Annotated in this window: 10 protein-coding genes; all 10 read left to right on the forward strand. The window is 37.6% G+C overall.

Translation table 11 applies throughout. The annotated features are described in order from the left end of the window. Nucleotides 1–26 precede the first annotated feature (26 nt). The 10 genes from ACJ004_RS10975 to ACJ004_RS11020 all read left to right on the forward strand — a co-directional run bounded on the left by ACJ004_RS10975 (nt 27) and on the right by ACJ004_RS11020 (nt 12,146). Nucleotides 27–1,385, forward strand: coding sequence for an amylo-alpha-1,6-glucosidase (locus ACJ004_RS10975; protein ID WP_410892979.1), 1,359 nt, complete (start codon nt 27–29; stop codon nt 1,383–1,385). Between the two features lie 31 nt (nt 1,386–1,416). Then, nucleotides 1,417–2,022: a YesL family protein gene (locus tag ACJ004_RS10980; protein ID WP_410892980.1), complete on the forward strand. Its 606-nt coding sequence runs from the start codon at nt 1,417–1,419 to the stop codon at nt 2,020–2,022. A 470-nt stretch (nt 2,023–2,492) separates the two neighbouring features. Continuing rightward, nucleotides 2,493–3,512 carry a LacI family DNA-binding transcriptional regulator gene (locus tag ACJ004_RS10985; protein ID WP_410892981.1) on the forward strand — a complete coding sequence of 340 codons (1,020 nt, stop codon included), beginning with the start codon at nt 2,493–2,495 and terminating at the stop codon, nt 3,510–3,512. A gap of 135 nt (nt 3,513–3,647) precedes the next feature. Then, complete coding sequence (locus ACJ004_RS10990; RefSeq protein WP_410892982.1) at nt 3,648–4,532, forward strand: carbohydrate ABC transporter permease; 885 nt, start codon at nt 3,648–3,650, stop codon at nt 4,530–4,532. 75 nt (nt 4,533–4,607) lie between these two features. Then, complete coding sequence (locus ACJ004_RS10995) at nt 4,608–5,501, forward strand: carbohydrate ABC transporter permease (RefSeq protein WP_410892983.1); 894 nt, start codon at nt 4,608–4,610, stop codon at nt 5,499–5,501. 203 nt (nt 5,502–5,704) lie between these two features. Then, a complete protein-coding gene (locus ACJ004_RS11000) occupies nt 5,705–6,988 on the forward strand; it encodes an extracellular solute-binding protein (protein ID WP_410892984.1) in 1,284 nt (427 codons plus the stop codon). A 106-nt stretch (nt 6,989–7,094) separates the two neighbouring features. Further along, on the forward strand, nt 7,095–8,387 hold the full coding sequence (locus tag ACJ004_RS11005) for an amidohydrolase family protein (RefSeq protein ID WP_410892985.1): 1,293 nt from the start codon (nt 7,095–7,097) through the stop codon (nt 8,385–8,387). 5 nt (nt 8,388–8,392) lie between these two features. Further along, nucleotides 8,393–10,432 carry a YyaL domain-containing protein gene (locus ACJ004_RS11010; protein ID WP_410892986.1) on the forward strand — a complete coding sequence of 680 codons (2,040 nt, stop codon included), beginning with the start codon at nt 8,393–8,395 and terminating at the stop codon, nt 10,430–10,432. A gap of 96 nt (nt 10,433–10,528) precedes the next feature. Next, nucleotides 10,529–11,191 (forward strand): aspartate/glutamate racemase family protein, encoded by a 663-nt coding sequence (locus tag ACJ004_RS11015; protein ID WP_410892987.1) that lies wholly within the window; start codon nt 10,529–10,531, stop codon nt 11,189–11,191. A 37-nt stretch (nt 11,192–11,228) separates the two neighbouring features. Continuing rightward, complete coding sequence (locus tag ACJ004_RS11020; RefSeq protein ID WP_410892988.1) at nt 11,229–12,146, forward strand: class II fructose-bisphosphate aldolase; 918 nt, start codon at nt 11,229–11,231, stop codon at nt 12,144–12,146. The last annotated feature ends 21 nt before the right edge of the window (nt 12,147–12,167 follow it).

The raw sequence follows: 12,167 nt of genomic DNA on the forward strand, positions 1-12,167 counted from the left end.
TGAAAAAAGCATTTAGTAATGAGAACATGGATTTAGCCATCCATAATAAATTGACTGGGGGAAACGGTTTAATGGACGCTAAAATAGTTGAAATGGGCAGAGAAAAGGCCGAAAAAATTTTATTGCAAAACGGAGGAGAGCTTGGTCTTCTCGGATCGAGTACAGCCTACCAACAAGTCTGGGCAAGAGATAGTATGATCTGTGGACTTGGTCTTTTAGCTTGTAGCAGTGAAGATGGGCCAACGATTCATCGCAGATCATTGGAAACATTAGGACAGTTTCAAAGTGAACTGGGGAAGATTCCCCATAATGTTGGTTTTCCCAACGTATTGGATCCCGCGTTAATCGCACATGGTGGAAAACTTGAAGATGATGGTGAAATGGGACAAGCTGTGGAAGATTCCATCCATGCTGGTTGTGTTGATGGGAACAATTGGTATATCATTGGTCATTATGCGTATTATCAGCAAACAAATGATAAAGATTTTTTACGAAAATGGTGGGGGAATATAGAAAAAGCACTGCTTTGGCTGCGATATCAAGATTCAAATGAGTGTGGCTTATTGGAGGTTCATGAGGCAATGGACTGGGCAGACTTGTTTGCAAACCGCTATAATGTTCTTTTCGATAATGTTTTATATGCAGCGGCATGGAAGTGTATGGGGCATATGGCAGATGAGTTAAACATTCCTTCTAGCAATTACTTTGAAAATGCTGCGGATGTTAAGAAAAAAATTAATATTCTACTGTGGATTACTCCGGATAATCAGGAAAAGATGGACTGGGTTAAAAAAGAGCGCAAAGAATGGATTTATCCTATCAAGCGTGTTGAAACGGAATTGGTGGAACGACCATTTTATTTACCGTATATGGGGTTCCGTGATTATGCAGACCGATTTGATACACTCGCTAATTTACTGGCAATAGTCTTTGGAATTGCTGATAGAGAACAAGCAAATAAAATCTTGGATTATATCCATGGCTGCGGCATCAATGAGCCTTATCCGGTTCAAGCCTTGTATCCTGCCATTCGCGAAGGTGAAAAGGATTGGCGTGACTATTATCGCGTGCGAAATCTTAATTTGCCGCACCATTATCATAATGGAGGCGCATGGCCATTTATCGGGGGATTCTATGTTACCGCATTAATTCAAGCCAAAAGGTTTGATGAAGCCAACTATCAATTAGAGAAATTGGCAAATATGAATAAAGCAGGTAAGAAAAATGAGTGGGAATTTAACGAATGGTTCCATGGCCAATCAGGAAGACCTATGGGGTATGCAGGCCAATCATGGTCAGCAGCCATGTATCTGTTCGCGGAGAATGCTGTTAAAAATCAAAAGGTAAATATTTTTAATAGTGATCACCAATGGGTAACCTATTAAACTTTCCTACATTTTAAAAGGATGATTATGAATGAATACTAAGGGAATAAAAGGGTTTATATATCGGATAACAGAACTCGTTGCGCAATTTGCCTACCTCCAATTGTTATGGATTGTCTTCACAATTACGGGGTTGGGGATATTTGGTATCTTTCCCTCAACGGCAGCCATGTTTTCCGTGGTTAGAAAATGGGTAATGGGAGAAGAGGATGCACCCGTTTTTAAAACATTTTGGCAAACATATAAAACCGAATTTATAAGGGTAAATGGGCTCGGTTTAATTTTTGTTGCGATAGGATGGTTATTATATGTAGACTTCCATTTCTTTACCATAGGTGATTCGATTGGCAGCTCTATATTGAAAATGGTGACAATCTTGATAACCTATTTCTTTATTACTACTGCTATTTATTTTTTTCCGATTTTTGTTCATTTTCAATATCGTTTTTTTGACTATATAAAATATAGCTTTTTATATAGTGTTTCTTCACCATTAAGGACAGCAGGTATTTTTATCATTACTTGCGCCATATATTTCTTGCTATTAAAGGTACCTTCCCTTTTTCTGATCTTTAGCGGGAGTATTATTAGTTATATTTGGATGTGGTATGTGTACGTGACGATTACTAAAACCTAGGTAACGAAAAAGGGGTGAGTAAGTAGAATTGCCTTCGTTGTTCCTTGCATCTATCACAAAAAAAAGAATTGTTTGACAATGATAGGAATAGGCATTAAAATCTAGCTAGGAAGCAAATTTCTCATCAAAAATGGGAACGTTCCTATTTTGAGGGTTCTAGTTCAATAGTTTATAGTTTTTATAAACACTATTTAAAAATTTTTTGCACAGGATGTAAACGGTTTCGATTTTCCTAGTATTAGTAATAATCAGTTAACTTCGCTTGTAAAATTAAGTAAGATATGTTGTTTTTCATTGTGCAATGGTGATTATTGGGAGAGAGGCGGTTCCGCCTCTACTTTTCAATAAATGGTAACTGCAGTTAAGATATGGGCTTAGAGTATTAAGGGATTTTTTACTACACGTTTTGGTTTTTATGGGAACGTTCCTACATAAAAGAGATATCTCTTAGAAGAGAGGAGGAGAATATAGTGAATCCAACGATTATAGATGTTGCTAAACTAGCAAATACATCAAAAAGTACCGTTTCTCGTTATTTAAATGGACTACCAGTAAAGAAAGAAACGGAAGAAGCATTAAAAAAGGCCATAAAGGAATTAAATTACCACCGCAATGAAAATGCCAGAAGATTGGTTGTCAGTAAGACCCAGACCATTGGAATTGTGGTTGACAGTATTTCCAATATGTTTTACTCGTCCATTTTTAAAGGGATTGAAGAAATTGCTAAGGAAAAGGGCTTTAATTGTGTGTTCTACAGTATGACTTCCAAAAGATATAAGGAGTCTTATTTTCAAAACTTAGTTTTTGAAGGTCATGTGGATGGAATCATATTAATTAGTTTCGTCAAAAGAGATAAAAAAGATCTTTTGGAAATAGCAAATGCGGGAATTCCTGTTGTCGTTTTTGGTGATTCTGCTGGAGTTTCGGATTTAGTTTCAGTGGATGTTGATAATTATTTAGGGATATCAGAGCTTGTTCGTTATCTCAACCGAATTGGTCACCAAAAAATTGCGTATATTTCCGGGCCTTCAGATGCAGCTGCAACAGAGTGCCGTTTAGCCGGATACCTCGAAACGATGGAGCAATTGGGATTAACTGTTAATCCGGAGTGGGTGGTTCCAACCAATTGGTCAAATGAGGATGGATATAAGGCCATGAATCATTTATTAACGATTGGAGATTTCACTGCTGTTTTAGCTTCTAATGATGAAACAGCTATTGGAGCATTAAGAGCAGTCCAGGAACGAGGCTATAACGTTCCGACTGACATATCGATTACGGGTTTTGACGATATCACGTTAGCAAGCTGGACCTACCCGCCTTTAACAACCGTAAAACAGCCATTTTTTGAAATGGGTAAAAAAGCAGCATCTGAATTATTTAAGAGGATGGAAAACGCTGAGGAATATACATCAGAACGCCATCTGTTAAAGCCAGAACTGATTATCCGTGATTCTTGTAGAAAAATAACTGAACCGGTAATGAAATAAAAGTTACCCATAAGGAAATCCATCAATTTAGCACAAACTAGATTGATAGATTTTGTACATAGGGTATGAACATACTCACTTATTAATCTTATCGGTTCAATGCTGGAACAAAAAAGTTTAAAAGGCTGTGAAAAAATGAAGAAATCTTCTATAAACAAATCCAAATATGGTTTTTATTTTGTAGTTCCGTTTTTCGTTTCATTTTTTGTTTTTGGCTTAGCTCCAATCATTTACTCCCTTTATTTAAGTTTTACGAAGTGGGATGGTTTCTCTGATCCTGTGTTCGTCGGTTTGGCAAATTATTCACGATTAATCCATGATACTTTTTTTTATAAGGCAATTGGCAATACACTAATTATCTGGGTTTTATCGATTATTCCACAATTGATTCTTGCTTTGGCATTAGCAATGATCCTAAATGAAAAATTTATTAAAGGAAAGCATTTCTTTCGAGCGGTTTACTATTTTCCAAATATCATAACACCTGTAACACTTGGAGTATTGTTTAGTTTAATGTTCGATTGGCAAACAGGAAGTGTTAATAAACTTTTAATGAACATTGGGCTAATTGATGACCCGGTAAACTGGTTTAATAGTCCCTTGCTATCGAGAATTATTGTAGCAGCAGTAATTATGTGGCAATACTTTGGTTTCAACATGTTAGTTTTTATTGCCGGACTTCAATCGATACCAGAGGAGTTATATGAAGCCGCTGAAGTAGATGGAGCATCGAAATTTACAATCGCTACTAAGATCACCTTACCATTATTAAAACCGGTCTTGTTATTTACCTTTATAACTTCAATTATCGGTGGCTTGCAATTATTTGACGCACCATTAATGCTAGGGAATGGTCCTGATAACTCAACGCTGACAATGGTTATGTATTTATATCAAACAGCATTCAAAAACTTTGATTATAGTTATGGGGCAGCAATTGCTTATGCAATTTTCATTATAATCTTAATTTTCTCGTTAATTTCTATTAAGTTTTCAAAAATGAATAAAGTTGAACAATAAAATAAGAAAAGCGCGCTTCCTTTGCGCGGCGTATGGACTGGAGCCCTTTGGCGAGGAAATGAAAGGAGATCCTTTATGAAAGCTACTAATGGTATTGTGGATAATAATATTTCCGTTCAAAAAGTTAAAACGAAAAAAGAGATAAGTATTAGTAAATCCTTAGGTAAATTCGCTGTATATTTCTTCTTGCTTCTAGTCGCAATCACGTGTCTGTTACCCTTCTATAGTATGATGGTCACTTCGACGCATGCGAATTCAGATATTGCACGGAAACTGCTCCTTCTTCCAGGTTCTGAGTTTATCGAAAACTATCATCGTTTGATGGATACAGTTCCAATTTGGAGGGGCTTTGCTAATACGCTATTCATAACGATTACTTCAACAGCATTAAATTTATACTTCTCGGCACTAGCTGGTTATGGCTTTTCAAAATTTGATTATAAAGGGAAAAACATTCTTTTCCTTGCTGTACTAGGAACAATGATGATTCCAGGGCAATTAGGAATTATCGGCTTTTTTAAGCTTATGGACTCATTCCATATGTTAAATACGTATTGGCCGCTTATCCTTCCATCCATTTCAAACGCATTTGGAATCTTCTTTATGAAACAAATGTGTGATTCTAGTATTCCGACAGAAATTCTCGAATCAGGTAGGATTGATGGGTGTGGTGAAATAAAAATATTCCATCGTTTAGTGCTGCCATTGCTCATGCCGGCTGTAGCAACACTAGGAATCTTTTCTTTTATTGGAAAGTGGAATGATTTCTTAACACCAATGATTATTCTTTTTGATAATGAGCTGCAAACATTACCTGTAATGATTGCCAGTGTTAAGTCCCAGTTCTCAACTGACTTTGGAGCCATGTATGTGGGGATTGTCATTTCTGTTATACCAATCTTAATCTTTTTCTCGATCGTGTCTAAGAAAATTATAAGCGGTGTTACTGCGGGGGCATTAAAAGGATAATTATTTTACCCTTGTTGGAGGTGTTGTCAAGAAAAAACCTCATTTCAAATACATCCTTCAGTGAAGGAGTAACTCCCCCACTGAAGAAAGACTTCACTTATCACTCTTAGGTGTAAAAGAATTGACGGTCTTAGTCACCCAAAGAGAACGATAAGAAAAACAATAGACCTTCATTATATCAAAAAAAGGAGCTTTAAATCTATATGAAAAAGTGGCTTTCTATCTTATTTGCTTCTGTCCTTGTTCTATCATTATTTGCAGGCTGTTCGAAAAATGATGAGACTGCATCAAGTAGTTCTAAAAAAGGTAATGACAATAAAGTTGAAGGTAAATTAACAATTTGGACATTCTTCGGTCAAGTCGAAGACATGGCAAAAGAGTTTGAAAAGAAATACCCGGATGCTGATGTTGAAGTGAAAGTCTTCCCTGGGGATCAATACCAAACGAAACTTTTAAACGTACTTCAATCAGGCAGAGATGTCCCAGATATCTTTGACTTAGAAAGAGGGTATATTGACAAGTTTATCAATTCTAAGTTTGCAACAAACCTTTCAGATATGGGTGCAGAAGGCCTTGTGAAAGATTATGTTCCATATGTACAGGCGTTAGGCAGAGATTCTAAGGGTGATGTAAAAGCTATTTCTGATCACTCATCACCAGGTGCTTTCTGGTACATCAAAGAAAATGCAAAGAAATACTTAGGAACAGATGATCCGGAAAAAATCAGTCAAATGGTCGATTCGTATGACAAAATTATTGAGTTAGGTAAGAAAGTTAATAAAGACAGCAACGGAAAAGTTCACTTAATTTCCCATTTTGGCGATGTCTATAACATCGAAGCTTATAATACGAAACCATGGGTTAAAGATGGAAAATTAACAATTGATCCCGCTTGGAAGAAAAATTATGAAATACAACAGGAAATTTTTAATAATGATGTGGACGCGAAATTAGAATTTTTCTCGGCTGGATGGGGAAATGCCATAAATGACGGTAGTGTTGTTTTAACAGCAATGCCTGCTTGGGCAAGCTTCATGGTAGATAACAAAAATGATAAGGCAAAAGATAAGTTTGGTGTGGCAAGAACTCCAAAAGGATTTTACATGGGTGGCACATACCGTTCCATTTATGAAAAGTCGCCTAATAAAGACTTAGCTTATAAATTTATCGAGTTTATTGCGAGCAAAGAATGGCAGCAGCATAATCTAGAACTTACAGGAAATATGCCTGGACTTTTAACAGTATATGAAGACAACTTAGAAACTTATAAATCTCCAATGTTTGGTGATCAAAATGTTTTAAAGCCATATTACGATACGGTAAAAGATATTCCAGACTATAAGTCAGATAAATATGGCGAAGAAATGTTAAGCAAATGGAGAAAAGTAGCTGGTCAGGGAATAAAAAATAATGAAGATATTAATAGTGTCATTAAGAAATTCAAGAAAGAAGTTAAGAACACATTCCCAGAACTTAAGGTAGATTAATAGTTTGTTGTTTAGAAGAGGATGACTTAAAAATGAAACGGCAGCCCCTGCCGCTCCCCGTGTTGAAAAAGCGAAATGGAGCGGTTCCGGGAGGGGGCGTATTCTTTTGAGTCATCCTTTATCTTTGGAGGGATCAGCACCTGTGAGTAGTATACATGAGGAAATAAATAAAATTCGAATCATCGATGGACATGAACACATTGATCCGATGGAAATACGAAAAAAGAATAAAGTAGATTTCTTTGGTCTACTTCATTATTTAGAATCAGACTTAATCACTGCAGGAATGCAACGTGGAATACTAAGCGGAAATTCAAAATTAAATGTGGAAGAAAAAGCGGAGCAATTTCTCCTTTATTATCAAAAAACGAAAAATACAACCTATGCACGGTTATTAAACACAGCGGTACATGATTTATTTGGAATGGATGACTGGTCTGTTAATGGAATATTAGCTTTAAATGAAAAGGTTTTAGCAGCAACAAATGATGTTACATGGTATCAGAAGGTTTTAAACGAAAAGTCGGGAATTGATTTAGCGATTACCTTACCTTTTACAACGAACGTGGATTTTTCCCTTTTTCGTCCCGTCATGTTTTTGGACTATGCTTTTAATTTGAGAACTGTTAAGGACGTGCAGGTCATTGAAAGACATTCTGGTGAGAATGTCCATTCATTCCAGGATTATCTTAATGCTGTTGATGCCTTGTTAAAGAAATTTGTTGAAGAAGGAATGGTGGCTGTTAAGTTAGGCCATGCCTATTGGAGGACGCTAAAAACGACAAAAATAACCTTTTATGAAGCTGAAAAGTGCTTTAATACACTACTTTCTTCTATTATATATGAACCAATGTCGCAAAAAGAATCGGTCGTTTTACAAGATTACTTAATTCATCACATTATCCAATGCTCGATTAAATATGAATTACCAATTCAGATTCATACAGGACACCATGAAACTAGTGTTTCGGGTAACGGCAATATTATTACAAACTCGAAGGTAACGGATCTGGTTCCACTTTTGGCTGCATATCCTGAGGCTAATTTTGTACTTTTACATTGCGGTATCCCATACCACCAAGAATATTTGAGTATTGTAAAAAATTACCCGAATGTTTATGCAGATTTTACTTGGGTGTATGCGATATCTCCAACGATTGCCAAGCAAATTCTGCATCAAATGATTGAAATGGTTCCCCAAAATAAGATTTTCGGATTTGGTGGAGATTACAATTTTATTGAAGGGACTTATGCCCATCAAAAGCTTGCACGTAAAATCGTTGGTGATGTCTTAGTAGAAAAAGTGCAAGATCAAATGTTAACAGAAAAAGAAGCAGTAGAGTTTGCCGGGCGAATTTTCAGAGATAACTTGATTGAACTTTACAGACTAAAGGTGTGATTGCATTGGGTACATTTATTAACCTAAGTAATGTCGAGAAGAAACAACCCGGAATTCAGGTCTATTCTTCGGAACGAAAAAGTGAAAATGCTTTTCTTAGACTTGACTCACTTCTTACTATTTATAATGAGGAAACGAATGTAGAAAAGATTCAATTTGATCAAATTGTAGAATTAGATGGCGGTTACCACATTTCGGGCAATGGAGATTACTTCTCTGTGGAATCGGAATGGAAGCATGTTAATGCAGGATGTAGTTTTATCCAAGTGAATCTGACTGTTTCCTATAATAAAGAAATACCCGGAAATTACGGATTTCAATTTAACGCAGAATTAGCAGGGAGCGGAAAGCCGACATGGATGATTCCCGGAGCTTTTTATAAAGAAAATCGCTTTGAGCACAATACTCGGAAATACCCTAGATATGATTACCGGGATGGCAATCATGATGAGATGGTCTCGGATCATTGGTCGTTCCGTTCAGATCGTGCGGCCCTCCCAGCTATTTTCGCATGGAATGATGAAATGTGTGGAGCACTTTGCGTAGAAGAAATGAGTCAAATCGGGCTAACTAGCCTAGGTTTCCGAGGAAATGAATCAACCACTTCGATTTGGGTTAACTTTCCATATAAGGAGGAACCGGTCACATTTGTTGGTGAACCGATTCCTGAGCCAAAAGATATATCATTATACACATTTAAACCTGGCGAAGCTGTTCAATTACAATTAAAAATCTATACGTCCTCACCAGATTTACATTCATATGATCCATTTGTCCGTGAAATGTATAGGCAGCATCAACAAGAGTATTCCTTAAATCCTTGGATGGGTCTTGAGGAGGCGGCGGAATTAACAGCGCATGGATTATATCGTTGGCACTATATGGCTGAGCATAGCATTCTAGCAGAAACGGCAGCTTTTGACCGTGAGTTTAACAATAATGTAAAAGGAATGGGTGACCGCCCCCATATGCATGTTGGCTGGGTCAGCGGCGCACCATATTCTTACGCATTGCTAACTTATGGAAGAAAAAAAGGTCTCAAACAATATGTTGATGCCGCCATTGATGTCATGAATAATATCGCATCGGCGCTTGCCCCGAGTGGAACATTTTGGGCTTCATGGGTCCTTGGAAAGGGCTGGGGAACGGGTTGGAATCCAAAGAATACCTGGCTGCAAGCAAGAACAATCTCTGAAGCATCTTTGTTTTTGGTTCGTGCCCTATCCTTTGAAAAGGAAGCAGGGATTAGTCATCCAGATTGGGAAAAAGCAGTCCGTTCAAATTTAGACTTTGCCGTTAAGCATCAACGTTCCGATGGTAATTTCGGATCCTATTACCACTTTGAAACAGGTCAGGTAGAAGAATGGGATGGAGCAGGCGGCATTTTATGGATTGCATCTCTCCTTGAAGGAAGTAACTTTTTTGGAAATGAAGAATATCGGTCTGCGGCAGAAAAGGCTGGCCATTATTACGAGCATTTCGTGTTAGATGAATACATTTACGGAGCTCCAGAGGATGTTCATTTAACACCCACCTCTGAGGATGCTTATAATGCTGTAGTTGCTTATGTAATACTCTATGAAAATGACAAAAACGAAAAATGGTTAAAGCTCGCCAAGCATGCAGCAGATTGGTTAATGACTTTCCGGTGGACCTATAATCTTGCTTTTCCGGAAAAAACATTCCTTCATCAATACGATTTCCGTTCTCGTGGTGCAGACCAGGCTTCACCTTCTAACCAGCATTTACATAATTATGGCTTATTTTGTGTTCCTGAGATGCTTCGTCTATGGAAGTACACAGATGATTCCTACTACCTAGACCGGACCCGAGATCATATCGCTTGTTTCTTACAGTTTATTGCCAGAAAAGATGGGGATTTTAATGCTTATAAAGGAATGGTTACCGAGCGTTTTTATAATACGAATTGCTTCCAGCCAAAAGGAATGATGCTGACATTATCTCATTCCTGGTGTGTAGGACTCGTGCTATATGCCGCCCAGGAAGCCTTACCTTTTAACAACTCATTACAGCTGCCTAATTGAAAACTCAATTAACCATCTTGGCAATCCATGATGGTTAATTTAATTTAGCAGATTAATAGGAAGCACCAATTAACTTTATTATGGAGGAAACTAGGTATGAAAAAGAAGCTTGCAATTATTCACACGACTCCTGTTACGATTGAGCCATTAAAGGAGTTAGCCGCAAAAATGATCGGAGATTGCGAAATTATTAATTTGGTTGATGACTCCATCCTGCCTCAGTTAAGCAAAAATGGCGGGAATATTCAGGAAATCGCCCATCGCTGGGAAAGTTATGCAAAGGTTGCTGAACAGCTTGGTGCAGATTGTATTTTAAACGCATGCTCTTCTATTGGAGAACTTGTTTCTTCCATACAACCAAAAGTATCAACTCCTATCGTCCGGATAGATGAGGCGATGGCAGAGTTCGCTATTGACTCAGCCGCAAAGATTGGGGTCGCAGCTACATTGGAAACCACACTAGAGCCAACCTTAGCGCTGCTTAAACAAAAAGCACTGGAGAAAAACAAACAGGTTGAGTTTGAACCGATTCTTGTGGCATCTGCCTATCAAAAATTAATTGCTAATGATAAAGATGGACATGATTTGGACCTGTCCATTGCATTAAGAGCTTTAGCAAAGAAAGTGGACCTCGTTGTTCTAGCCCAAGCATCGATGGCTAGGGTTGTTTCTACCTTCGATAAGGAAGAACAAAGTCATTTTGTAACGAGCCCGGAATTGGGAATGGATGCAGTTAAACGGACACTCCAAAAATATTAATATAATACAAATTTATGTATAGAAGGAATGATTACGAATGAATCGATTAAGGCCAAAAAATGTACTCCCGTTAACTGAAGCACTTGCAATGGCGGAAAAACTTCAATATGCAACGGGATCATTTTCACCACGTTATACGGCGATGATTGCACCGGTTTTAAATGCAGGTCAAAAGTCATCTTCACCACTGATTGTTCAAATTTCACAAAAAGAATTAGAACGATACGGGATTACACCGTTTGAATTTGCAGATGAGTTTTATGCACAGGTCGAAAAGTTAGCGATTACTGTACCGGTTGTCTTACACCTCGATCATACGAAGGAGCTGCAAGTAATTAAGGATGCCATTGCAGCTGGGTTCACTTCGGTGATGATAGATGCTTCAGAAAAACCATTTGCTGAAAATGTAAGAATCACGAAAGAGGTTGTGGAATATGCACATGACAAAGGAGTTTCTGTTGAAGCGGAACTTGGAATGATAGGAACAACTGATTTTATTGAAACAGATAGTGATGAAGAATTATACACAGATCCGGTTGAAGCAGATGAATTTGTAAAGCAGACTGGGGTAGACGCATTAGCTGTATCATGTGGAACCGCACATGGTGTATATATGGTTCGTGAACCAAAAATTGATTTTGAACGTTTAATCGCCATTCGTGAATTAACTCCTGTTCATCTCGTTCTTCACGGTGGATCAGGAGTACCAAGTGAAATGGTACAAACGGCCTTTCAGTTGCCAAATGGCGGTGTAAGTAAAGTCAATATTGCTACAGACCTTGAAATATCTTTCTTAAAAGCGATTGATCGTGAAGAAAGATTGACCAATGTAGAATGTAATCAATTACCTGATGAGTTGTTAAGAGTGGGGCAGGATGCCGTTGAAGAAACAGTAACAGATAAGATCATACAATACTTGTTAAGTCATAACAAAGCAAGTCAATTCAACCAATAAGACAACGAGAATAAGGGCAGG

This window comes from Neobacillus sp. 204 (genome assembly GCF_046562815.1).
Taxonomy (GTDB): domain Bacteria; phylum Bacillota; class Bacilli; order Bacillales; family Cytobacillaceae; genus Neobacillus.

Coding starts and splice junctions, on each gene's coding strand:
- ACJ004_RS10975 (WP_410892979.1), top strand. CDS start 27: ATGGATTTAGCCATCCATAATAAATTGACTGGGGGAAACGGTTTAATG.
- ACJ004_RS11020 (WP_410892988.1), top strand. CDS start 11,229: ATGAATCGATTAAGGCCAAAAAATGTACTCCCGTTAACTGAAGCACTT.
- ACJ004_RS10995 (WP_410892983.1), top strand. CDS start 4,608: ATGAAAGCTACTAATGGTATTGTGGATAATAATATTTCCGTTCAAAAA.
- ACJ004_RS10990 (WP_410892982.1), top strand. CDS start 3,648: ATGAAGAAATCTTCTATAAACAAATCCAAATATGGTTTTTATTTTGTA.
- ACJ004_RS11015 (WP_410892987.1), top strand. CDS start 10,529: ATGAAAAAGAAGCTTGCAATTATTCACACGACTCCTGTTACGATTGAG.
- ACJ004_RS10980 (WP_410892980.1), top strand. CDS start 1,417: ATGAATACTAAGGGAATAAAAGGGTTTATATATCGGATAACAGAACTC.
- ACJ004_RS11000 (WP_410892984.1), top strand. CDS start 5,705: ATGAAAAAGTGGCTTTCTATCTTATTTGCTTCTGTCCTTGTTCTATCA.